19 protein-coding genes and 1 pseudogene are annotated in these 23,429 nt (G+C 43.3%); 9 read left to right on the top strand and 11 right to left on the bottom strand.

Annotated features, from left to right (window positions below; all coding sequences use genetic code 11):
- Window positions 1–75: 75 nt before the first annotated feature.
- Both L1D55_RS03065 and L1D55_RS03060 read right to left on the bottom strand, forming a co-directional pair.
- Entirely contained in the window at window positions 76–309 is a 234-nt protein-coding gene (locus tag L1D55_RS03065) for a DUF3389 domain-containing protein (protein ID WP_239916472.1), read from the bottom strand.
- Between the two features lie 76 nt (window positions 310–385).
- A complete protein-coding gene (locus L1D55_RS03060; protein WP_004738033.1) occupies window positions 386–811 on the bottom strand; it encodes a hotdog fold thioesterase in 426 nt (141 codons plus the stop codon).
- A gap of 154 nt (window positions 812–965) precedes the next feature.
- On the opposite strand from L1D55_RS03060, the pseudogene L1D55_RS03055 reads away from it, so the two are divergent.
- A pseudogene (locus L1D55_RS03055) lies at window positions 966–1,754 on the top strand (M48 family metallopeptidase).
- Window positions 1,755–1,884: 130 nt separating this feature from the next.
- On the opposite strand, the gene L1D55_RS03050 reads toward L1D55_RS03055, so the two are convergent.
- Window positions 1,885–2,967 (bottom strand): site-2 protease family protein, encoded by a 1,083-nt coding sequence (locus L1D55_RS03050; RefSeq protein ID WP_239916471.1) that lies wholly within the window; start codon window positions 2,965–2,967, stop codon window positions 1,885–1,887.
- A gap of 358 nt (window positions 2,968–3,325) precedes the next feature.
- On the opposite strand from L1D55_RS03050, the gene L1D55_RS03045 reads away from it, so the two are divergent.
- The 3 genes from L1D55_RS03045 (at window position 3,326) to L1D55_RS03035 (ending at window position 7,804) form a co-directional block, all read left to right on the top strand.
- A complete protein-coding gene (locus tag L1D55_RS03045) occupies window positions 3,326–4,585 on the top strand; it encodes an outer membrane protein transport protein (RefSeq protein ID WP_239916470.1) in 1,260 nt (419 codons plus the stop codon).
- A gap of 15 nt (window positions 4,586–4,600) precedes the next feature.
- A complete protein-coding gene (locus L1D55_RS03040) occupies window positions 4,601–7,027 on the top strand; it encodes a VolA/Pla-1 family phospholipase (protein WP_239916469.1) in 2,427 nt (808 codons plus the stop codon).
- A gap of 219 nt (window positions 7,028–7,246) precedes the next feature.
- On the top strand, window positions 7,247–7,804 hold the full coding sequence (locus tag L1D55_RS03035; protein ID WP_102423169.1) for a PhnA domain-containing protein: 558 nt from the start codon (window positions 7,247–7,249) through the stop codon (window positions 7,802–7,804).
- Between the two features lie 57 nt (window positions 7,805–7,861).
- On the opposite strand, the gene L1D55_RS03030 is transcribed toward L1D55_RS03035, so the two are convergent.
- The gene (locus L1D55_RS03030) at window positions 7,862–8,785 is read right to left on the bottom strand and encodes a LysR family transcriptional regulator (RefSeq protein ID WP_239916468.1); all 924 of its coding nucleotides are present in this window, start codon (window positions 8,783–8,785) and stop codon (window positions 7,862–7,864) included.
- Window positions 8,786–8,969: 184 nt separating this feature from the next.
- On the opposite strand from L1D55_RS03030, the gene L1D55_RS03025 reads away from it, so the two are divergent.
- The 3 genes from L1D55_RS03025 to L1D55_RS03015 are packed head-to-tail and all read left to right on the top strand — an operon-like array spanning window position 8,970 to window position 11,422.
- Window positions 8,970–9,182 (top strand): DUF1656 domain-containing protein, encoded by a 213-nt coding sequence (locus L1D55_RS03025; protein ID WP_239916467.1) that lies wholly within the window; start codon window positions 8,970–8,972, stop codon window positions 9,180–9,182.
- 10 nt (window positions 9,183–9,192) lie between these two features.
- On the top strand, window positions 9,193–10,053 hold the full coding sequence (locus L1D55_RS03020) for an HlyD family secretion protein (RefSeq protein ID WP_239916466.1): 861 nt from the start codon (window positions 9,193–9,195) through the stop codon (window positions 10,051–10,053).
- A gap of 13 nt (window positions 10,054–10,066) precedes the next feature.
- Complete coding sequence (locus L1D55_RS03015) at window positions 10,067–11,422, top strand: FUSC family protein (protein WP_239916465.1); 1,356 nt, start codon at window positions 10,067–10,069, stop codon at window positions 11,420–11,422.
- Window positions 11,423–11,528: 106 nt separating this feature from the next.
- Here the strand turns inward: L1D55_RS03015 and L1D55_RS03010 are convergent, their stop codons facing one another.
- The 5 genes from L1D55_RS03010 to L1D55_RS02990 all read right to left on the bottom strand — a co-directional run bounded on the left by L1D55_RS03010 (window position 11,529) and on the right by L1D55_RS02990 (window position 17,722).
- A complete protein-coding gene (locus L1D55_RS03010; RefSeq protein ID WP_239916464.1) occupies window positions 11,529–12,818 on the bottom strand; it encodes a DEAD/DEAH box helicase in 1,290 nt (429 codons plus the stop codon).
- A 190-nt stretch (window positions 12,819–13,008) separates the two neighbouring features.
- On the bottom strand, window positions 13,009–13,749 hold the full coding sequence (locus tag L1D55_RS03005) for a DUF1223 domain-containing protein (RefSeq protein WP_239916463.1): 741 nt from the start codon (window positions 13,747–13,749) through the stop codon (window positions 13,009–13,011).
- A gap of 136 nt (window positions 13,750–13,885) precedes the next feature.
- Window positions 13,886–14,074 carry a hypothetical protein gene (locus tag L1D55_RS03000; protein WP_017059812.1) on the bottom strand — a complete coding sequence of 63 codons (189 nt, stop codon included), beginning with the start codon at window positions 14,072–14,074 and terminating at the stop codon, window positions 13,886–13,888.
- 313 nt (window positions 14,075–14,387) lie between these two features.
- Window positions 14,388–15,389, bottom strand: coding sequence for a TerC/Alx family metal homeostasis membrane protein (locus L1D55_RS02995; RefSeq protein ID WP_239916462.1), 1,002 nt, complete (start codon window positions 15,387–15,389; stop codon window positions 14,388–14,390).
- A gap of 593 nt (window positions 15,390–15,982) precedes the next feature.
- Complete coding sequence (locus L1D55_RS02990) at window positions 15,983–17,722, bottom strand: bifunctional UDP-sugar hydrolase/5'-nucleotidase (protein WP_239916461.1); 1,740 nt, start codon at window positions 17,720–17,722, stop codon at window positions 15,983–15,985.
- A 238-nt stretch (window positions 17,723–17,960) separates the two neighbouring features.
- Between L1D55_RS02990 and L1D55_RS02985 the strand changes: the two genes are divergently transcribed.
- Window positions 17,961–19,676, top strand: coding sequence for an ATP-dependent endonuclease (locus tag L1D55_RS02985; protein WP_239916460.1), 1,716 nt, complete (start codon window positions 17,961–17,963; stop codon window positions 19,674–19,676).
- 184 nt (window positions 19,677–19,860) lie between these two features.
- Here L1D55_RS02985 and L1D55_RS02980 read toward each other — a convergent pair whose 3' ends face one another.
- Window positions 19,861–20,355, bottom strand: a complete 495-nt coding sequence (locus tag L1D55_RS02980) for a DUF1097 domain-containing protein (RefSeq protein WP_017631155.1) — start codon at window positions 20,353–20,355, stop codon at window positions 19,861–19,863.
- Between the two features lie 204 nt (window positions 20,356–20,559).
- Entirely contained in the window at window positions 20,560–21,465 is a 906-nt protein-coding gene (locus L1D55_RS02975; RefSeq protein WP_017631156.1) for a LysR substrate-binding domain-containing protein, read from the bottom strand.
- A 273-nt stretch (window positions 21,466–21,738) separates the two neighbouring features.
- Here L1D55_RS02975 and focA point away from each other — a divergent pair, with 273 nt between their 5' ends.
- A complete protein-coding gene (focA, locus tag L1D55_RS02970; RefSeq protein ID WP_239916459.1) occupies window positions 21,739–23,190 on the top strand; it encodes a formate transporter FocA in 1,452 nt (483 codons plus the stop codon).
- Window positions 23,191–23,429: the final 239 nt, after the last annotated feature.

Raw genomic sequence — 23,429 nt, 5'->3', positions numbered from 1 at the left:
GAATTATCGAATTTAGGCAGCCCTACTCAAATATAGAGAGGCGACAAGCACCAAAAGTGCTTAGACGCTATAGAGTTACATGACATCACAGCCAATTTCATTGGCAATGTCGCGAAGTTGTTGCTCATCATCGAGTTTTATTGACCACTTACACTCAGAGCCATTTGCGGAGATGACATTTGCCCCTTTTCCGATCAGTTGAATGGCATCAACCTGTGCTTGTAGCATGACTCTATGTTCACCATCTAAACGCACAACAAGCTCATGTGCTGTTGCAATGACTTTTCCACTTTTAAAGGTTATGACCATGGATTTCTCAAACTAGGATTATGGTGGGTAATGGAGTTAAAACCGTTAGTCACAATGGGTCTAACAGTTTAGTGATTCATCGCTTGTGCTTTTTTACTGCAATGGTGAGACGACTTGTGCAAACCAAGCGTTGACGCTCGTCAGTGATGTTTATCTGCCATACTTGTGTCGATACACCAAGGTGAATAGGCTCAGCGGTACCGATTACATGCCCTTCACGCATCGACCTTACATGATTCGCGTTGATATCGAGCCCGACACAGTAGTAGCCTTCTGGCACACAGAAATTTGCTGCTAATGAGCCGAGCGTTTCTGCAAGCACAACGGAAGCGCCACCATGAAGCATACCAAGTGGTTGGTGAGTGAAGTGACAAACTGGCATCGTCGCCACTAATGAATTGTCGTTTACCTCGGTATAAACAATGTTGAGGTGCTCAATTAAGGTATTCTTTGAGGTTGCGTTGAAGGTATCTAGGTCAACAGGCTTTTTCCAAATGGTCATGCAGGGTCCTTAATTATTAATATCGTATGACTTGAGCAGGTTTCGCTAATGGTGTCTGTTCGTGTCTTACATCTAATAAGTTATCTTACAGCTATTAGCCATTGCGCAAGTTGATGTTAACATGCATAAAAACCGAATACACAGAGGATATTGTATGACGTCATGGATGAAGTTTGCCTCGCTTCTCACACTCGCAGGCTTAACCGCGTGCAGCGCTTCCCCAACGGGTAGAAATCAATTGCTGCTCTTTTCAGACAAAGATATGTCTCAGCTTGGTGCACAATCTTTCGAACAGATGAAGAAAGAGCAACCTATCAGTAAAGATGCAAAGACCAACGCTTATGTACAATGTGTAGCGAATAGCATTACTCAACATATCCCTAAGCAAGGTTTCAGCGAATGGGAAGTGGTTGTTTTTGATAGTGACCAAGTAAATGCGTTTGCCTTACCCGGAGGTAAAATTGGTGTGTACACTGGGCTACTTGACGTAGCTGTAAATCAAGATCAACTAGCGACCGTTATAGGGCACGAAGTCGCACACGTTTTAGCTGATCACAGCAACGAACGTTTGTCCCAATCTCAGATCGCCAATACAGGTTTATCGATTACGAGTGTTGCTTTGGGTTCATCTGAATACAAGCAATATCAAGGGGTAACCATGGCTGCGTTAGGTTTAGGTGTCCAATATGGTGTGATTCTACCTTATGGTCGAACACAAGAATCTGAGGCCGACATCGTTGGTTTAGAGTATATGGCACAAGCCGGTTTCGACCCAAGGCAGAGTGTCGACTTATGGTAAAACATGGCTAAAGCATCTGGCGGAAGCCAACCACCAGAATTGCTATCGACACACCCTTCTCACAGTACTCGAATCAAAGATCTACAGACCAAGATCACGACATTGCCAAAATCAAACGTCGCAAGGCCAAACTGCAAAGCCTAGTCTCAATGCGAAGAGAACCTTTATAGCAGAGCTCGACTAACACATGATAAGAAAACGCCCTATCCAAATGGTTAGGGCGTTTTTAGTTTAGCTAGATTTTAGTACTGACCTTTACTCTATAGCGAGAGTATTAAGTACCAAGGATCTGTAACGGTAGGCTTAGTAGCTGGTCGCCCGTAGAAGCGAAATACCAAATAACGCCGATCAAACTAGAAACTAGACCTACATACCAAAGGAAAGAAACTACTTGGCCATATCTATCTAGTGGTAATAAATGGCTATGGTGGCGCCCTCTCCATTCAAACAGGATTTCAACACTGCCCATAATCAATAAGAAACCAAACAGAGTTAGATTTAACTGGTAACTAAGCACAACTCCAGCAACCGCGGCTGCGACACACAGAACGATACCGAGCACGCTGTTCATTGAAAAGCTGATACTTTTTAGAACATGACCACCATCGAGAGGCAAAATTGGTAGCAAGTTGAATAAGTTTAGTAAGGCATTAAATACCGCAAGGCCCGCAAAGAACATCTCGCCTGTCACCCAATACAAAACGGTAAACACAAGCGACAATATCAGTCCAAATAAAGGCCCCATGATTGAGATAACGACATCTTGCCACCGTGTATTAATCTTTTCATCAGACAGTGCTAAGCCACCAAGGAAAGGGATAAGATAAATACCTTTCGTTTTCATACCGAAGTATTTCATGGCTCTAATATGACCATATTCATGGAACATCAAGCAAGCGATCAAAGCGAGAGCGAACTGGATAGAAAATAGCCACGAATAGGCCGCTAAACTTGCAGATGCAAGCACCACTTTAATCAACTTAGCACTCTTAAGCGCTTTCATTCCAAGCGATACTAACCCAATCAGGCTAAAACGCTTTTCAGGTTTAGGCGCGACAACCGGAGTTTGCTGTTCGATGTCTTTAGTATTACGGCTTCCTTCGGTGATGACCTGTCCGTTAACCAGCGCCTTATAAGCCATCTCAAAAGGTTGCCACTGTACCGTAGATTCGACGTGACACTGCAACGTTTCTTCGCCAGAACGAAGCATAAATGTGTGTGTTCGCACATCACCATCTTCCGAAGTCGCATCTAATTGAGACACTAATGTGTTGTCCCAAAATAGCTGCTGCCACCCTGCCATCGATCCTTCTAAACGAAGCGGTTTACCAAGAAACTCTATCGCGAGTAATTCCAAACTATAAATTCCAATTAAATGACCATCAAAATGAGCCGATATTATGCCGATTTAGGGAATGGCGGTAAACAGAAACAAAATCGTTACATATTGAGCTGTTGAACACTATTTGTACCGCAATGGTGCATAAACGTTCTGGTCACACCTCCAACCATGAATAAATCATTGATTGTATTTATAATATTGATGTTAAAGTGCCGCCCCTCAAAAATATAAGTTCACAAAATAACAACTCTTTCTTTGACTTTATATAAAACATGAATTTAACATGCTGTTTACATTAGAGCTTCAACACCAAAAATGCTCAGTGTGTTTTCAAACAAGAATAATGAAATTTGATGCCCTAGGAGGGTCAAGGATGAAAACAATACAACGCTCTCTCGTTTCACTGTCAGTGCTATTTGCATGTAATTCACTTGCCGCTGGCTTCCAAGTTGCTGAGCATTCTGCTTCAGGTCTTGGTCGCTCGTTTTCAGGTGAAGGTGCAGTAGCTGACAACGCGAGTGTACTAGCAAGAAACCCCGCCGCAATGACCCTATTTGATACAGCCCAATTTTCAGGCGCGGTTTCTATCGTTGATCCAGAAGTAGATATTACACAGAACAATGTTCCGGGTTCTGGCGGTCAAAGTCAGAAGTCCAATGACGTTGCACCTTTGCAAGTCGTTCCGGCCGCTTATTACATCAGCCCAATCAACGAAAAGTGGGCTTGGGGTATCGGAATGTTCTCAAACTATGGTGTAGCGACTGACTACCCAGACGATATCTATGCTGGCGATCTCGCCGGTGATACTTCTCTGCTCTCTGTTAACATCAATCCAAACGTAGCATATCGAATTAACCAACAATTCAGCGTTGGTGCCGGCGTGAACTTTGTTTACGCTGAGGCAGAACTGAACCGTCACCAAGGTTCAATTTCTAACATTACCGGTGATCCTGCTTCTACCAAACTGATTAGCATGACGGGTGAAACTTTTGCATTCGGTTGGAACGTTGGTGCGCTATATGAGTTAAACGAAAACAATCGGTTCGCTATCGCCTATCGTTCTGAAGTCGACCTAGATTTTGATGATGGTGACTTTAACGATTACACCGGAAGCATCGTACAAGGCAGTGCTACATCTACAACAGGTCGCCTTAAGATCACATTACCTTCGATTATAGAAATCTCCGCTTTTCACCAACTGACTGACCAGTGGGCAATTCACTACGGTTGGCAGCAAACGGGTTGGAGTAGCTTCAAAGAACTTAAAGCGACCAGTCCAGATTGTGTAAATGGTGAATGTTTCAAAAAGACTGAACATTACGACGATAACAACCGTTACTCATTAGGTGCGACTTATCAATTGAACCAAGCGTGGACTCTGCGAGCTGGTCTTGCATACGACGAACAAGCGGGTGAAGCGACGTTAAGTATCCCTGATAGTGACCGTTTTTGGTACAGCGCAGGTTTAACTTACCAGTACAGCCCTAACCTTTCGTTCGATGCTGGTTTTGCCCTTGTACAAAGTAAAGATGGTGATTTCAAAGAAACTAACGAACTAGGCCAAGAGTTAGAGTTCTCTGGTGATGCGGTTGCGTATCTATCTGCGATTCAAATGAACTACACCTTCAACTAAACGGAATTACAAAACATGAAAAAGTTATTTAATGTTTCGCTGCTTGCTTCAGCAATGTTTCTTGCTGGTTGTGGTGACGACACATCAAGCTCTGGTGCTTCAACAGCAATTCAGTATGAGCAATACATCCAAGATTCACTTGCACAAGCAACGAGTATCAAGTTTCAGCTAACAGGTGCAGACATCGCAGTTCCTCTTCCAAGCTTTGCGTTGATGGATACGACAGACGGCACACTCGGCCTACCGACTGGTGGTGACGACTCATTGACTAACCCTATTGCCGCAATGAATACCATGGATGGTTGGTCGACCTCTATGCCGATCATCATGGATTTTGAAGGTGCTGGATTAGCGGATGGTGCTGCGACTGGTGGCGTTTATCTTTTAAAACTTAGTGGTTCACTTACATCTGAGACCACACCAAGTGTTACAAAGGTATTGACGCTAGGTATTGATTTTAAGGTCGCATCTAGTTCTGCAACTGACACGTTCACGATCAAATTTGATGATTCACTTGATGCCTCCAGTGAGTATGTGTTGGCTCTGTCAAACGAACTTACGGATGTGAATGGTGATCCTGTTGGTATGTCAGCAAGTTACGCTGCACTAAAATCGAGTGCAGTGATTTATACCGAAGGTAGCCTTGCTCAAGCTCAACAAGTCACTCAAGGGGTTGAGAAGATCTTCGCTGGCGCGACAGCAGCAGGTGCAATTAACCTGGATACAGACAACATCATCTATTCAACTTGGTTTACTACTGAGTCTGTTGGAGACACGCTATTTGCTACTAAAGGCGCTACGGCAACAGGATTGGCAGCGACAAACCTAAATGGTGTCTGGAAAGGCAGCGCAAACCCTAACTCTGTCGATCTTACGGCAGCTTACACAATGCAATTCGGTTCTACAGAACTCTTCACTACAGCATTAGCAAACGATACAGACTTCGATAAATATGTTGCTGGCGGTGACGCGACAACTATCGCTACTCTAAAGGGGGCGATTAACGGACTATACGGTGGTACTGACAACGTTGATGTGACTCAGGGTTTCGTTCAGTTACCTTATTACCTAGAAACCAATACTAGCGAATGGAATTCTCAGCCATTCGAATCAGGTATGCCTAGCTTAGCTAAAGTATCAAATGCCTTACGAGATGCTAACGAGCAAGCTAACATGGCTGCTCAATTAGTTGCAGCAGGTATCGATACTAGTGTATTAGCGACTGACCAAACAGAACAGCTTAAACTGGTTGGCCTAAACCTGACTTTAGCAGATGGTTCACCACTTGATAGCGAAAGAGTTATTACGAAATACTCTCCAGTTCCTCAGGTAAAATCATTAGAGTCTGTAGAGTTTTTGTTATTTACACCTAATGGTGCAGATCCTACTGATGTGGTGATTTACCAACACGGTATAACCTCTGCTAAAGAAAATGCTTATGCGTTCGCTTACAATTTAGCGAGAGCTGGCGTTGCTGTTATCGCAATTGACTTACCAATACATGGTACGCGCAGTCTAGATGAAACCCGTTCAGCGAACGCAGATGTGTTGGCTTACTTGAACCTTGCTAACCTACCTGTAGCTCGCGATAACGTACGCCAAAGTTCATTGGATGTAATGGGCTTAAGAGCCTCTTTAACTGCTTCTTTGCAAGCTGGTTTACTTGCCGGTTCGCCTTTGAAAGCATTTGCTGGATCACAGGTTAAGTTCTTGGGGCATTCATTAGGCGGTATTGTTGGAACAACTGCTGTCGCTGCTTCAAATCGCTCGCTGGGAAGCACAAGTGCCGATGCTTTATACAGCTTCAGCGCTGCAGCTATTGAAAACTCTGGCGGACAAATATCTAACCTTTTATTGGGTTCACCGTTCTTTGGCCCGCAAGTTAAGCATAACGTAGCACTAGGCGCTTCTACTGAATACGCAAGTTTCGCTAGTGCTAACTGTACGGGTTTAACAGATCAAGTTTGTTATAACACGTTTGAAAGTAATGCAACTGCGGCACAAAAAGCAACAATGACCGCAGCATACCAACAGTTCGCTTATGCGGCACAAACCGTGTTAGATACTGTAGACCCGTTTACTAATGCTGATTACTTGCTAGCAGCTTCAACTCAGATGCCTATTTATATGGGACAAGTACAAGACGATCAAACTGTGCCAAATACTGTTGTGGATGCACCGTTCGCTGGTACTACACCACTTGCTACAAAACTTAGCTTAGAAGTAGTAGATGGAAATAACACAACCCCAAACGGCACTAAAGACTTTGTTAAGTTTAGTGATGTGGCATCGCACAGTACATTTGTCGCTCCTCAAGATGACACTACGCCTATGCCACTAGATTTAAACCATCACATTAGCATGCAGACACAAGCTACAGATTTCTTGGTAGACAATGCTTTATCAGCAGGCTCAGTTAATGGAGCGGTATTGGAACAATAACTCTCCTTCACTGAAACCAAATGCCAGCCTAACCGCTGGCATTTTTGTATCCGCAATTTTTACCTAAGCCTAGTTAACCGTTTGCATAAAACTTTAAAACACAAATGGTTGATCTCGGCTAAAATTAATCAAGACAGAATACCGTACGACCTCTTTCTTTATTGTAAATAAAGTGGATAATAGCTCCGTAAATTAATACCTAATAAATGTGAGTCCATTATGTCTTCTGAAGCTACTATGCTAGAACGCTGCCAATCTAAATGTGAACTATGTGGTTCTGATTCTTCTCTTACTGCATACGCAGTACCGCCACACAGCCACGTAACAGTGGATCACGGCATCATGGTATGTGACAAATGTCTTGGTGAGATTGACGAGCCTAAAGATATTAACCACTGGCGCTGCCTAACTGACAGCATGTGGAGCCAAGAAGCCCCTGTTCAAGTGACAGCATGGCGCCAACTAACTCGTCTTAACTCAGAAAGCTGGGCTCAAGACGCGCTAGATATGATGTACATGGAAGAAGAAACATCAGTATGGGCACAAATCGGCATGTCTGCTGATGACAAGCCTCTTGATTGCAATGGCGTTGAACTTAAAAAAGGTGACGACGTAACAGTAATCAAAGACCTTCCAGTTAAAGGTACTAACCAAGTAATTAAGCAAGGTACGGTTATCCGCGGAATCAGCGTTGGTGACGATCCTAAGCTTGTTTCTGGTAAAACTAACGGCGGTCAATCAATGTATGTGATCGCTGAGTTCTGTCGTAAGAAGTAATCTCGCATTAAGTCTGATAGAAAAATAAAAGGCGCTAATTTAGCGCCTTTTTATTGTTTAAGATTCGGATAATTTTAAGCTGTTAACGAGTCGTTTTCGATACTCCGTGATGACAGATAACATTGAGCCTTTCACCTCGCTCACTTGCTTTGAGTGAGGGCACCACAAGGCAAAGCCAAACTTGAAGCCTTCGACCATTTGTTCAGAGTGTATCGGTTCTATCTGATATTTTGAAAACTCATAATCAGTAAAAAACGCTTTCGGTAACAATGCCCAACCTAACCCTGCCTCAAGCATTTTGATAATCAATGCAAGCTGATCAATCTCTTCGTAATCAGAACTAACGATAATCTTTTCTGACATTCCTTCATCGATCTGCGATTTCAATACGAACTGCTTCGAGTTACGTAAAGCCACTAACACTTCATCTTTGTCTAAAGCTGCAATTGCACCGCCTTTTTGTGCAAACGGATAAAACTCAAAGTGCCCTAAAAACGTGGCATCTAAACTGTGCATAGCTCGACTATTATGAACATTAACAAGGCCGAAGTGATATTCGCCATTTTTCAGCCCTTGTTTGATTTCCTCTTTGTTTCTAACCAGAAAATTTACTCGCATCATTGGAAAATCATGCTTGAGCTGTTTTCGAATATCCACCAAAACACGTTGAGGGACAATACTCGAGTAAGCAATGGTGATGTTCTCCAACCCACCATAAGACAGGCTTAGAGCAACCTTGTCGAATGTCCGGGCCTGTTCAATCGTCTGCTTTGCGTAATGGTAAAGCAGGTGCCCATCCTCCGTAGGCTCTACTGAACGACCTACCCTTTCAAAAAGGCTAACAGCAAGATGATCTTCTAGATTAGTAATCACCTGGCCAACCGTCGTTCTATGCTTGTTAAGCTTTATGGCGGCTCTACTAAATGACAATTGCTCATAAACAGTCACAAATGCGAGAAGTTGTTCAATACTAAAATTCATTATGTCTTGTGTACTTTCTTCGTTATCGGTTCAGTGCATTACAGATTCACCACACCTAAGTGTCGCTCCCTCTAGTATATACCGAAACATGACCACTTTGATGGATCGGATCCTCTATAAGCGATTGTGAGCCTCGCCTGAATTCTTTTATCGTTACCGCCTTCAAACGTTAGAGAAAATAAACATGAATACAATGCCGCACGAATTGGTTTGGGGTGAGATTTACTTCCCCCCATTGCTATTGGTAGTTGCTCTAGCTTACCTACTCACAATGTTAACAGGAGCAATCGCAACCAAATTCGGGTTACATAAGTTTGTTGCCTTCCCTGCCATCGCAGAGGTTTGCTTAATAGTCTTGTTTACCGGCGCAATTGGATTGTTTATCCCCTTCTTATAAGGCTCCAGTCATGATTAAACGCTATTTCATTTCACTACTATTGGTCGTAGCTTCAGGGACTGTTGCTTATAACTACTATCAAGCTTATACAAGTAACCCTTGGACCCGGGATGGTCAGGTTAGTGCTTTCATTGTACCCATTACACCTCGTGTCACAGGTCAAATCACTCAAGTACATGTCGATGATAATTCTCATGTATCCAAAGGTGACCTGCTTTTTGAAATCGACCCTAGTATTTACAACGCGGCTTACCACAAAGCTTTAGCAACGCAAAAACAAGCACTTGCCCTACTAGCAAAAGCGAAAAATGAAGAACAACGCGCGCTCAATTTACAAAAAAGAACACCTGGCGCAGTGCCGATTCTAACGCTCAACAATTTGAGTAATGCCGTTGAGACTGCTGGGGCTAATGTGCAGCTCGCACAAGCTAACGTGGAAGAAGCACAATTGAATCTGCAATTTACGAAGGTTTACGCCCCAATCACTGGCTATATTACCAATTTCAATTTGCGCACTGGCTCTCAAGTAGTCGCTAATACTCCAGTAGTGGCTTTGATCGACGAAGAGAGTTTTTGGATTGAAGGTTATTTCAAAGAAACTGATCTAGTGGGTGTGGAATCAAATAATAAGGCGTTGGTAACCCTCATGATGCACAACGATATTCTGTTAGAGGGTCATATCAAAAGTATAGGTTTCGGTATTGCCAAACAAGATGGAAGCACTGGTAACGACCTTCTACCAAACGTTAATCCCAATTTTCAATGGATTCGTCTTGCCCAACGCATTCCAGTTAAAGTAAAGCTCGATAAAGTCCCTGAGGAATTACAACTTCGAGTAGGCATGACGGCTTCGATCAAGATAATCAAATAGACCGGTGATCTTTATGTACAGTGCCTCAACAAAAGAAGCGATCAAAGCTGCGCTTTCAATTGTCATCGCGATTTGTCTTGCTTTGTGGTTTCAATGGGAGAAACCCTACTGGGCAGCCATTGCGGTTGCGGTTATGGCATTAAATGAGAGCTTTGCACATTCAATTAATAAAGGTCACAACCGACTAATGGGGACCCTGTTAGGAACGGGCTATGCTTTTTTGCTTATCGCAATGTTTTCACAAGATCGGTTGCTATTTCTGACGTTCTTTACCCTATTTCTTGGCCTATGTATTTTTATGTCAAGTGATGACAAATACGGATATGTCTTTTCTATCGGCTTTGCTGTTTGCTCAATCATTGCTTGCATGGGTGGTTTCGACAACCAGATGACCTTCTATTTTGCTGTGTTACGTATACAAGAAACGCTTCTTGGCGTAATCACGTTTTCGCTAGTTTATCGCGTGCTTTGGCCGGTCAATACAGAGCAACAATTTATTGAGCGCTTTGAAGCAAGTAGAGAAACTTTGTTATCAGCGATGCAAGACCCAGCTCGACTCGATATCGAAGCGTTAGAGTCTAATTCAGCTAACGTTAACAAGCTTTATCAGCTGTTAAGCTTACCACTTACCGGAAGTTACCATTTAAAACAAAACGTTAAAGCGTGGCGTTTACGAATCAATGAAATGGCACATATTCAAGCGTGTTTACAGAAATTTACTTGTGGTGAGCTAACGAAAGTGATTGATTGGACGACGTTGATTTACAATATGGAACAGTTAGACCTATTGACGCCTACTCACTCGTTAGTCGCAGGTGTTCCCTCAGTTATGAGTAGCAACCAGAAGGTATGCTGGCACCAAGAGCATCGTACTTTTGTTCAACATTTAAATGAAGATGGCCGGAAAGTCTTGCAGGGTGTTTCAATGTTTGTCACGTCACTACTGATCTGGATATACCTTCCCGTTCCCGGTGGTTTTGTTTTTCCAATGATTGCTGGAGTATTTTCTTCTATGCTGCCGACTATGCCTCCGAGTGTCATTAAAGACGCGTTTTTCGGAGTGATCGGAACGGGTAGCGTTATTTTACTTCAGTATGTATTCATCATGCCGATGATGACTGAGTTGTGGCAACTTGCCCTGTTCTATTTCATTAATAGTGTTGTGATATGGAAAGTATTTGCAACGCCAAAACTCATGGTCCATCGAATTCTGGGGATCAACTTGTTAGTCGTGCTAACGTCTGGCGCTTTGAATCTTACTCCTGTCTATCAGATTGAGACGCCACTACTTATGTTGACCACACTTTTGATTATTTTGATGATTGCGAAGCTGTTTACCGACCTATTTAGAGTTAGGGCGACGATTTAGACTGATGGATAGAGTCCTCTCTAGTACAAATGATGTTCTCAATCAACAAATACAAAAAAGGCGCTTTTAAGCGCCTTTAAAATATCGATTATCTACTGAATCATTATCAGTTGTTTTTCAGCCACACATCTTGGTTTTGTGCCGCTTTCTTCTTCTTTTTCTTCTTGCCTGTGCCAGCAGGCGGCGCAACAGGTTTAAGCGCTGCAATCAATTCAGCTACCGCTTCTGCATCGACTTCAAAGCCTTCGATTTGCTCACGCTCAAGACGAATCTTGTTCTTCTTCTCGATGATTTTGAAATGATGGTAGTCTTCGTGATCGATCAGAGATAGCGCTAAGCCAACCTCACCGGCACGACCACTTCGGCCAATACGGTGCATGTAATCTGATGGGCTACGCGGTAAATCAAAGTTGATAACAACTGGAAGTTTTTCGATATCCAGACCACGTGCTGCGATGTCTGTCGCGATCAAAACGTCGATCTCGCCAGATTTGAAATCTTCTAGGATACGAGTACGAGAACCCTGACCTTTATCGCCGTGGAAGACTTCGGCAATAATACCGCGCTTATAAAGCTTGTCTGCTAGGTGTTCACAGCTGTTCTTTGCATTCACGAAGATCAGAGCTTGGCGCCATTCGTGTTGCTTGATTAAATGCGCTAATAGAGCGGTTTTACGACCTTTCTCTACTTCGAATACACGCTGAACCAGTGTACTTGCGTTCGCGCTTTGCAGTTGAACCTCTAGAGGGTCATTGAGTAGCTCTTCAGTTAGAGCTTGAACTTGCTCCGGGAAGGTTGCTGAGAACAACAGAGTTTGCTTCTTGGTTGGCAATAGCTTCAAGATAGCGCCTAGTTCTTCTGTAAAACCAAGGCTTAACATACGGTCGGCTTCATCAAGCACTAATGTTTTGACTTTATCTAGCTTGATTGCGTTGCTTGAGATTAGGTCAAGCAGACGGCCTGGCGTCGCCACTAAGATATCCGTACCGCCGCGTAACGCTTGCATCTGCGTGTTCACCGACACACCACCAAATACACAAACTGTCTTAATCGCACCGTTAAAGTGAACAGCGTAAGACTTAACGCTGTCAGCAACTTGCTTCGCCAGTTCACGAGTAGGCACTAAGATAAGACCAGAAACGAAGTTACCTTTGCCCGAACGACGGTCTAAAGGTGCGCCTTCGTGGATCTGTTGTAACAGAGGAAGTGCAAATGCAGCGGTTTTACCAGAGCCAGTATTCGCGCCTGCAATCAAATCGCGTCCTGCTAACACACTAGGAATAACTTGCGCTTGGATAGGTGTTGGCTGTTGATATTCAAGCTCAGTAAGGCGAGCCATCAGTGGAGAAATTAAGCCAAGATCAGAGAAGTTGGTTGGTGTCGTGGTGTTAGTCATTAATTGCAGGAACTCAAAGCTAAAATAATAGCGCGCTATATTAACGTACTTCAGCGCTATTACGTAACTAAATCGCCTCTTTGTCACCAGTTACAGCAAATTAAACCAATTCACACCCTATGAAGAACGACAGTGCGACCAGCTTTATCGCCGCCATAGGTTATTTGCCGTGGGTTTGCTTTGAGCAGACCTAGTTTAACCACCCTGCTACCGTTTGTTCAGGTGCATATGAGTTGGGCTTTGTTAGCCACACTGCAATGGCATCGGGTTTGGCGACTAACGGCGTGAAATCCACATTGAATTGCCATTTCGATTCACCACGCTGGTAACCATCGTAAACTACGACGAAATCGTGCTCTAACTTCTTACCTCTGTTTTCACCAGCTTTAACACTCGTGACTTCATTCATCGCCAATAGAGCGATATGAGCCACATAGTCACCTTTACCTTCGTAACTCACGCTGAAGGTCTCACCTTTATGATTTACCGTCAGCTTGGGATTATTTTGTTGTGGGAGTGAAGGCAATGTACGGTCGAGCCAGTTGAAGTAGCCACGCCACTCCTTACCGTCAACAACAAAACCCGGCGTATAGACCCCGCTTGTTACCCCGTATGCTTTGTATAGTCGTTGTTTCTGACTAAAGGCCTTGCTCGCGAATTTATCTCCCCACCCTAAGTAATCCCAATAGTCGACGTGATACGCGAGAGGAATAACTTGTGTCCAAAGTGCTGGATCGTCTTCAAATGTACTTAGATACGCATCTGCGGGAGGACAACTAGAACAACCTTCAGACGTGAACAGTTCAATTACTTGTGCTGGCTGCCCTTCGTGGCTCCAAGTTTGCGCTGCCGACACTGAAGAGTAAAAGCCGATCGGTAAGGCAAATAAACAGAGTTTAATCAATCGTGAGTTGTATTTGGCGTGTGACATACCGTGATCCTCATAGAAGCTACTTATCTAAAGACCGCGATACTTTACGTTTTCTTTCAGATACAAAAACGCCAGCTGAATAAGCTGGCGTTTTTTAAATTCTTTATTTCATCTATTCTATGCGTTTACGCTTAGATTAACGGTTAATACCGATATCGCGCTGCATGTGACCAGATAGGTCGCTTGCGTAGTAACTACGTGGAGAGTTGTCTACGAAAAGAATATCAAAAATGTGTGCAATCAATCCTTTGAAGTTAACCGAGTAGGTCTTCTTATCCATAGAGTTAGGAACAGCGATAGTATTCATTTGTACTGCTTGAGCCATGATTGCCTCTCTATAAATTTGTTTGTATGTTTCGTTCTGATAACAAGAATAATAAGTGATCTTTTGCAGGTTAAAAAATGACTAAATTTAGATTTTGAGATTAGTTTTTCTAATAAAACAAACCATTAACAAGCCCCCCAAAATACCTATTCACCAAAGCTGACTAATAATTCATTACAATGCTTAAATCATGCATTTAGTCTAAAAAGACCACAAACAAAAGTGGCCAATGTCACATAAAATTTACATAAATAAATTTCTTGCTTCATTGACCACGTGTTAGTTATCGAGTTTTCGATAAGTTATATTTGTTTTAATTTACTTGTTCAATAGCTGGCTTCTTTGCATAAATCGACGCTATAACCGCAATCGTCATGGTAGAAACCAATACCGCTAAAGACCAGTATGTCGGGATAGCCCACTCGCTATCAACCAATAGCATTTTCACACCAATGAACACCATGATGAATGAAAGTGCAGGCTTCAAGTAAATGAACTTGTCCATCATACCTTGCAGTACAAAGTACAAAGAACGTAAGCCAAGCAATGCAAACACGTTAGCTGCAAGTACCAGGAATGGTTCTTGCGTTACCGCGAAAATTGCAGGGATAGAGTCCAAAGCAAACATTACGTCCATAACCGCTATCGCACCTATCACCAACATCATTGGTGTCAGCACCCATTTTGCACCTTGTTTGATCATCAATGCCGGGCCATGGAAATCTTCTGTCACTGGCATAATTTTTCGAAGTAGCTTTTCAGGTAGTGTATTCACACTCTCCTCTTCGCCCTTGTCTAATGCTAGTTTGATACCTGTACCAATTAGGAACGCAGCAAACACATAAAGTACCCAGTGGTATTCAGCGAGTAATTGCGCACCTAACGCGATCATGATTGCACGTAACACCAATGCGCCAATAACACCCCAAAGAAGCGCTCGAGGTCTTAGATGTTCAGGAACTTGGTATTGCGCGAAGATCATCGCAAACACGAATAAGTTATCGACACTAAGTGATTTTTCCAACAAGTAACCAGTGATAAATGATACGGTCGCTTTCTGCGCTGTGTAATCACTGTTTGGCGCGTAAATATCCCAAAACAGGTAGATAGAGCCTGCAAACAAGAATGCTAGCAAGAACCAGAAAATACTCCAGATTGCCGCTTTTCTGATTGTGACGTTGCCACCACGAGTCTGATAAATATCAATAGAAACGAGAATGACCGTCAGTAGGAAAAAGCCCACATACGTCGTCATGATTGGCGATGAAAAAAAGGATTCACTATTGGTAGATAATAGAGATTGAGTTGAGTTCATTATTCCTCCGGGCGGAAGAACTGTTCAAAGACCTTCCGCAAACAAAACATATCAAGCTCCACGACGGATCTTGACTGTGATTGCGTTGGTCTCGTTGAAGTGAAATATGGGATTTCACCTTTACGCACCGGATAGACACTTGGCCTAACGAGATGACGATACGTAAACTTGCGCTAACTACTCCCCAAACGCGTGGATAATATTCCGCAAACTTTGTTTCGTCTAGATAAATTTTCAGAAATTAATAAAAAAGGAGCAAAGCGCTCCTTTTTTATTTGTGCCCGTCTGTCAATAAGAGACTCGTATTGATTCCGACAATACCACTCATGGCAATAGCTTGCTCTGAAGCCTGCTAACAACACGTTAAATACCATTCGTTCAGTTATTGAGTCTCGTTAAGATGCTGAGCCTAGGTATGCTATATGCCCGCCATTGGAACGAGATATACCAATGCAGACCAAACAGAAACCCAGCCAACAACAGCGGCTGCATCCAACCAATCTTTCCTATTCATGCTTTGCCTCCACAGGAACTTGCCCTAGAAACTAAGCATAAACAGTGCCAATTTTATAAATGGTTCATTTTGCGAATGTTTACCTAAAACACTCCATGCAATTTAGTGGCTCGTTATATTTTAGTGACTCTGGATTGTCTTGTAAGAACGCAATAAAACAGTCGGCCATCGAGTAAGTCGTTACGATACCGTCACCAATCATATCCAGTACAGCGTTGTAACCCTCTTTTCCTTTCATTGTGTAAGCCGAAGATGCACCTCGGTAAATACGTTCACGGGAAACTGGCTGCCAACCTGACTCTTCTGAATGAATTTCCAAGTGATGGATACGATGCCCGATTGGCGCTTCTTTGTGGTAGCAAAACCTTAAGTTATGGGTATAAGGAAAGCTGCCCGATCCTGTCCCCACTACGCCGTTATCCAACGCATTATTAATGGCACCTTCGAGCATAGCGGCAATGGTCTCGCCTTTTATCTCATACATCCCAATAGGTACGGCAAACGGTAGTAGCTTTCCGGCAATATCGGCAACGGACACATCACCACTATTAAGTGAGTTTCTTACCCCACCAGAGTTATGGATGGCGAAGTCTACCTGATGACCTTTTTGGTTCATTAAATAGTGGAATGATTGTGCGACAAGCGGTGCAAGTTGGCTTGGTCCGTTTTCGTCAGGGATTCGAACATGCCGAAGTTTGGTGTCTGCATGAGCAATTACTTGTTGCTGTAGTTTACGTACCCTAGGCTGATACTTATCCGTAAGGATGCTTTGCAGCTCAGGATCTTTCTTACACACCGAGATGTTCGGGTGATTATTAAGGTACTCACACGCCATATCATGAGCATCGTCCTGCCTAACCTCACTCAACTTAGCATCTATAAATAGTCGACGCCCTAACAGTAATTCATTTTTACCTTTGAACTGAATCACTTTACCCTGTGAATCAAACTCTATTTCGCAATGGCCGAGGCTCATTGCGTGGAAGCCTGCTTGCACAACGTAGGTGTCGCCCACTTTAACGCCGTAGTCATCGTCCTTAACCAGGCCGATATCTGAGAAGTCCCCTTGTAAGCGGTGGCTGTGCCCGCCAACAATTACGCCAATACCAGATACATTGGCTGCAAGCTCTAAATCGGCTTCGTAACCAAGGTGACTGAGTAAAACAATTTTATTGATACCGGCTTTATGAATCTGCTCTATGGTCGCTTTCGCTGTTTCTAGGGCATTTTCAAATGGTGTATCGATATCAGGGTTTGCAATGCTGGCCATCTTATCGATGCTCAAGCCGAAAATAGCGACTTTTTCGCCATCGAACGCCTTCGTTATAAAAGAAGCACTTCGTGTTTCAGTTAAGTAAGGCTTAACAATTTCGTTGTCCGCTAACGTATGAGTTTTATTGATATCCTCATTCGACAAATTCCAGTTACCAGCTAAGAGTGGAAATTGGATCTTCTTTGCGAACATAGCCACAGGTTCATTACCCATGTCCAACTCGTGATTGCCAAGGGTCATTGCGTCTATATTCAGCGCATTCAGTAGATCGGCGTTGGCTTTACCTTTAAAGAGTGAGAAGTACAAAGTGCCTTGAAAGCAGTCCCCAGCATGAAGAAAAAGGGTTCCAACCTTTTGTCGCTGAGCGTCTTGTTGAATCTGTTTAAAGCGTGTTGCAATTCGAGCGAAACCACCGGCACTGACATAAGGTTCAATGATGCGGTTGTTCATTTTAAGTGATAGCTGTAATGACGTTGGTTCAAAGTATGAGTGGGTGTCGTTGATGTGTGCCAACACAATCTTTGTCGGCTTATTCTTTTTAGTCATATTTTCTTCTCTCTTTGTCCCTTCATACTAGGTCGGGAATCATGACAGAATCGTGAATTTTATGAAACTGCACTGAAAAAGAAAAATCGATATAGATCAAAAACCTCATTTTGCGGCGTATAAACAAAGAGTGGGTTTTGTGACAAATGAGCATACCGATTATCTATTTTTCGATTATGATTAAAGATATCTGTTAGCTTTCAAACAATTAGCAGAGCCCCCCGTTAGGAGTAAGCCTATGCAACTAGAAAGAATCGAGATTTCTGGCTTTCGAGGTATCAAGCGCATGTCATTGGCGTTTGACGAGCTAACCACGCTTATTGGTGAAAATACTTGGGGTAAGTCTTCATTACTTGATGCCCTTTCCGTCGTTCTTCCTTCAGACGGTGTGCCATACCACTTTGAAATGACCGATTTTCATGTCGATTACTCAGTTTCACACCCGCAGTCTCAACACCTCCAAATCGTCCTGTCGCTCAAAGCCAACGACAAGAGCGAATTGAATGCAGGCCGTTACCGCAAGCTCAAGCCCATCTGGGTCCAAGACGAATTTGGTGTTTATCGCATTTATTACCGAATCAGCGCGACGTTGGAGCAATACGAAACCACTACCCACTATGCATTCTTAGGGTTAGATGGTAATCCTCTCAAGCTGCACCATTCAGAAAAGCTCGCACAAGAATTGATGACCTTGCATCCAGTCATTCGCTTACGCGATGCAAGGCATTTTGATCGCCCTTTCAATGCTAAGTCGGTCACGCCAAACGGAAATTCAAACAATGGCAATGGCAATGGCAATGGCAATGGCAATGGCAATGGCAATGGCAATAATGGTAACGCGCGCCAAGCTAGAATCGAAAAACGAATCGATAATACCTGCCGTCGCCTTATGGCGATCCCTGGTCATGTAAACAAAGGGGAAATGCGCAGTAGCTTACAGTCTATGCAAAGCTTGGTTGAACACTATTTCTCTTTCAAAAGTAATTCTCGCCGTAATCCAAGAAAACAGAGGGATGGATTGCTCTATTCTGCAGGTGCTAACGACCAGAGTATCCATCAGCTCGTAGAAGAAACTAATAATAAACAAACACGCCTATTGTTCATGGGTTTATTAAACGCTTATCTCCAAGCCAAAGGGCCAAACGAATTGAGGCGTTGTGCACGTCCACTTTTGATCTTAGAAGATCCCGAAGGTCGATTGCACCCTACTCACTTGGCAAGAGCTTGGAGCCTGATGCAAAAGCTGCCGATGCAGAAAATCCTCACGACCAACAGTGGTGAGTTACTTGCCGCAGTTCCATTGCAATCAATTCGCCGTTTGGTTCGTCAATCAGACAAAACCATCGCTAATCAATTGAACATGAATCACTTTAGTAAAGATGAACTAAGGAGAATTGGTTTTCATATTCGATTCCACCGCTCTGGTGCACTGTTTGCCCGTTGCTGGCTATTAGTAGAAGGCGAAACAGAAGTATGGCTGTTTAATGAGTTAGCCAACCAATGTGGCTACAACCTTGCGGCGGAAGGTGTGCAGATTATAGAGTTTGCTCAATCAGGCCTCAAAGCATTGATTAAGGTCGCGCAAGAGTTTGGCATCGACTGGCATGTCGTTACAGATGGCGATGCAGCAGGTAAAAAATACGCAGCAACCGTGCTATCAAAGCTTGGTAATGACCAAGAACGTCATCGCTTAACGGAGTTGCCTGACAAAGACATCGAACATTATTTATATATGAATGGATTCGAGAACTTTTTCCGTGACATGGTTAAGATCCCTTACGACCACCCTATTCCTCCCAAGAAAGTCGTCGCTAAGGTATTGAAGAAACACGCAAAGCCAGACCTTGCACTGGCTATCGTCTCGCACTGTGAAAACCAAGGGCAAGAATGTATTCCATTGTTACTAAGGTGGACACTAAAACGTGTTATCACGATGGCAAACGGGAACACCTAAGCCTTTAGCTTTTCTGATAGACGGTATAAGTTCTTCTGCAGATTAGATCGTCGTACTATTAGAGTAACCAAAACCAAAAAAGGCACACCAAATGGTGTGCCTGTATAAATCGATATACAAATTAATTGGGGGTTATCTTGCAAGAGTTCACAGTGACTAAACTATAGTTTGCTTAATGTATTCATCAAGCTTTTGCTTGTTTAGCGTGTTGTTCAACAACTTCCGAAGATTGGGTCGATTTCTCGTGAAGCCATAGCCCCGTTGCTTTCATTAAGTATCCAAATACACCACCAAGCAGTAAAGATGGTACTACAAGTTGCCAATCGCCACCTGCTGCAAACGTTGCACAGCAACCAATGAAGGTTCCTGGGATATAACCTAGCCACGCTTGTTTTGCTTGAATACACATAAAGAAAGCGACAATAGCAGTAATCACGTAGCCTAAAATCTCTAACCCTGCGAAGGTTGAGCTTTCGATAATCACCATTGCCCAGAATACGCCTGTCATGTTGGTTAGTAAGCTACCTGCCAATCCTTTTACGCCGCCTGTTGGCGAAGCAAAGTAACTGGTGCAACCTAAGAAACCTGCCCATGACAATAAGCCGAAAGAGATAGCTATCCATCCCCAAAGACCTGACAAAATACCTGTTGTTAATGAAATCGCGACTAATGTACTCATACTATTTCTAAAGCCTAATTACGTAATTGAACGCAACCGGTTTTAGCCTCACTTAAAATCAAGTAAGCATACTATGGTAAGAACGCCTTTTTTTAGACGATCGTGATCACATTAATAATGTACGCAAATGTGCATTTATCACTAAACAGAGACCGGAATCGCTTATTCAACATATATAGTAATCAGTATTTTATCAAATTGTCGCTATAGAACTGACGGTTTGCCTTTCATCATACGCTTGCCTTCACGCTTAATACACTCAGCTAGTGGGTTTTCTGCCATGTCGGCACGCCAAATGAATGAAAGCGTACGTTCCATCTCAAGCTCTGGAACATTCAAGGTCACAAGCTGACCTGATTCAACAAACTGCTCTACGTCTAGATAAGGTAAACACGTTAAATATGGGCCGTTTGCTACCAAACTTCTTAAAACAGGAACGTGTTCATACTCTCGCCAAACATCAAGATCACCAATTAAATGATGAATAGAGCTATCAAAAACTTTGCGAGTACCCGAACCGTGTTCGCGTAATACCCACTTCGCTTGCTCTAGTTGCGCCAAACTCACTCTTTCACGCTTCGCAAACGGGTGATGAGCGGATGCAACCACGGTTAAATGGTCCGTACACCACACTTCTTGGTGAACTCGGCTGTCGTCACAACGACCTTCGATAACACCCAAATCATATTTGTAATCTAATACGCCATCGATAACGGCATCGGTACTTTGTACACCGAGCGAGATTCGCATCTCTGGAAAGTCGTTATCAATAATACTGATGAGGTCTGGAACCAAGTGTTCTGCGGGTGTTTGGCTCGCACCTAATTTGAGCTCTCCGCTCAATAAATGCTGTTCGTAAAACCCCATTTCGATTTGCTGCGCGTCTTGCAGTAAACGCTTCGCTTTTGGTCTCAGCCACATACCCCAGTGAGTAAGCGCCATTTGCTTGCCCTGCCTTTCAAATAAAGGCCTACCAAGCATTTTTTCCAACTGTGCAAGAGACATACTTGTCGCAGATTGAGTTAACGCCAACTTGTCTGCCGCAATACTTACACTCCCGGAATCGGCTACTGCATCAAATACCGCGAGCTGCTTTAATGAATAACGCAAATTTCATCCTTAATTCTTTTAATTATCAGTGTCCTATTGCTCTGTTTTTGTTAAGCCGATGAGCAATCAATTTCATTCTACTCGTAACCCAAGCTATATCAATAAATTTGATGTGGTTTTTAAAAATTATCAATTTTACCTCTATCGACCAACCCCCTAATCTGGAATGGCAGGACACAACGAGCCCTGCAAAACATTACTGATTAACCATTACGGATTAACCAATTCATTAACACTAGGAATTACACATGACGGATTGTTCAAGGGGGGGATATGGCAACCAGCACTTCTGAAAATCATCAACTGTTCTCACCAACAGAAATGATGGCGGAAGCAGAGAAGTTTGCATTAAGCAAAGCAAATAAAACCAGCAGCATGACATTGAGTTTGGCAATCATGGCTGGCGCATTCATCGGGCTTGCTTTTTTATTCTACATCACGGTAACCACGGGCAGCGCTGATGCTGGATGGGGATTGAGTCGCTTAGCCGGCGGCCTAGCATTCAGTATGGGTTTAATCCTGATTGTGATTTGCGGTGGCGAGCTGTTTACCAGCTCAGTGTTATCAAGCATCTCATGGGCAAACAAGCAGATTACCTTCACTAAGATGCTGTCTATTTGGGGCAAGGTCTATGTCGGTAACTTTATCGGTGCCATGTTCCTTTTGGCTCTAGTAAGCGCAGCTGGCTTGTATCAATTGGATGGTGGGCAATGGGGCTTAAATGCTCTGAATATTGCTCAACACAAGCTGCACCACAGCCCTGTTCAAGCTTTTGCTTTGGGTGTGCTTTGTAACTTATTGGTGTGTTTAGCCATTTGGTTAACGTTCAGCTCTGCTAATGCCATGACCAAAGCCATGATGACTGTCTTACCCGTGGCAATGTTCGTTAGCTCAGGCTTTGAACACTGTGTGGCGAATATGTTCATGGTTCCACTAGGCATCACGATTCAAGCATTCGCACCAGAAAGTTTTTGGATGCAAATTGGCGCAACACCAGCCCAGTACGCAGACCTAAACATCATGAAATTTGTCACCGCAAACTTGGTGCCAGTAACAATCGGCAACATTGTAGGTGGTTCGGTATTGGTCGGCTTAGCCAATTGGAGCATCTATCGTCGCCCGCAACTTAAAGCAGCAAAAATTACTGCAATTACACAAACAACAGAAATTACGTCAGTTAAGGAAATCACTATGAAAACAGCAACGACTATCAAGCAAATCATGAACACTCAACCAATTACACTAAGCGTAGAAATGCCTACATCAGTGGCAATTGATTCACTTTTAGACGCTCAACTTGTTAGCGCTCCTGTTTGCGATGTTGAAGGTCGTCTTGTTGGTATCTTCTCTGTTCACGACGTAATGGTTGACCTTTGGTGCCAAGATTACATCCCAACTAAAGGTCAGAAAGTCGTAGACCTAATGAGCCGTGACGTTGTGGCAATCGATGCAAACGACAAGCTAGTTGATGTGGCTGAGTTCCTATGTATCGACAAGGAGCAACTGTACCCTACTACTAGCATGGGCTTCGCGACCCGACTGACTTCTCTTTCTCTAGAAGAGCGAGCTAAAGCGATGAAAGTAAGCCAACCACACATGCTTCCAGTATTAGAAAACGGTGTAATGGTTGGTGTCCTCACTCGAACTGAGGTGATGCAAGCACTTCGCCCTATTTACGGTGACCGTCTAAACGTGGTTGCTGAAGCTGAATTAGAAACAGCATAACTAGTTAATCGTCAAACTGACAACGGTTTAGCTAGGAAGAATTTAGCTAGCAATGCGATGTGCGAAGGTAAAGGTAATCGATTAGGGATTAGTCGCTTACGTAAATGAATCAGTCATAGCAACGTTAACTGGCTAATAGTAAATGGTGGCTTAAGACGCTACTAAAGATTTGACACAAAACAGATCAAACGCGTTGCCATTTACGTTAATAAAAAGGCGCAAAGTGAATACTTTGCGCC

Origin of the sequence: Vibrio sp. Isolate22 (genome assembly GCF_022398115.1) — a bacterium.
Lineage (GTDB): Bacteria > Pseudomonadota > Gammaproteobacteria > Enterobacterales > Vibrionaceae > Vibrio.
Note: the sequence above shows the minus strand (reverse complement) of the source record. Positions and strands in the feature narration are given on the sequence as shown.

Excerpts from the sequence above, each read along its gene's own strand:
- L1D55_RS03065 (WP_239916472.1), bottom strand. The coding sequence starts at position 309 with ATGGTCATAACCTTTAAAAGTGGAAAAGTCATTGCAACAGCACATGAG.
- L1D55_RS03060 (WP_004738033.1), bottom strand. The coding sequence starts at position 811 with ATGACCATTTGGAAAAAGCCTGTTGACCTAGATACCTTCAACGCAACC.
- L1D55_RS03045 (WP_239916470.1), top strand. The coding sequence starts at position 3,326 with ATGAAAACAATACAACGCTCTCTCGTTTCACTGTCAGTGCTATTTGCA.
- L1D55_RS03040 (WP_239916469.1), top strand. The coding sequence starts at position 4,601 with ATGAAAAAGTTATTTAATGTTTCGCTGCTTGCTTCAGCAATGTTTCTT.
- L1D55_RS03035 (WP_102423169.1), top strand. The coding sequence starts at position 7,247 with ATGTCTTCTGAAGCTACTATGCTAGAACGCTGCCAATCTAAATGTGAA.
- L1D55_RS03030 (WP_239916468.1), bottom strand. The coding sequence starts at position 8,785 with ATGAATTTTAGTATTGAACAACTTCTCGCATTTGTGACTGTTTATGAG.
- L1D55_RS03025 (WP_239916467.1), top strand. The coding sequence starts at position 8,970 with ATGAATACAATGCCGCACGAATTGGTTTGGGGTGAGATTTACTTCCCC.
- L1D55_RS03020 (WP_239916466.1), top strand. The coding sequence starts at position 9,193 with ATGATTAAACGCTATTTCATTTCACTACTATTGGTCGTAGCTTCAGGG.
- L1D55_RS03015 (WP_239916465.1), top strand. The coding sequence starts at position 10,067 with ATGTACAGTGCCTCAACAAAAGAAGCGATCAAAGCTGCGCTTTCAATT.
- L1D55_RS03010 (WP_239916464.1), bottom strand. The coding sequence starts at position 12,818 with ATGACTAACACCACGACACCAACCAACTTCTCTGATCTTGGCTTAATT.
- L1D55_RS03005 (WP_239916463.1), bottom strand. The coding sequence starts at position 13,749 with ATGTCACACGCCAAATACAACTCACGATTGATTAAACTCTGTTTATTT.
- L1D55_RS03000 (WP_017059812.1), bottom strand. The coding sequence starts at position 14,074 with ATGGCTCAAGCAGTACAAATGAATACTATCGCTGTTCCTAACTCTATG.
- L1D55_RS02995 (WP_239916462.1), bottom strand. The coding sequence starts at position 15,389 with ATGAACTCAACTCAATCTCTATTATCTACCAATAGTGAATCCTTTTTT.
- L1D55_RS02990 (WP_239916461.1), bottom strand. The coding sequence starts at position 17,722 with ATGACTAAAAAGAATAAGCCGACAAAGATTGTGTTGGCACACATCAAC.
- L1D55_RS02985 (WP_239916460.1), top strand. The coding sequence starts at position 17,961 with ATGCAACTAGAAAGAATCGAGATTTCTGGCTTTCGAGGTATCAAGCGC.
- L1D55_RS02980 (WP_017631155.1), bottom strand. The coding sequence starts at position 20,355 with ATGAGTACATTAGTCGCGATTTCATTAACAACAGGTATTTTGTCAGGT.
- focA (WP_239916459.1), top strand. The coding sequence starts at position 21,739 with ATGGCAACCAGCACTTCTGAAAATCATCAACTGTTCTCACCAACAGAA.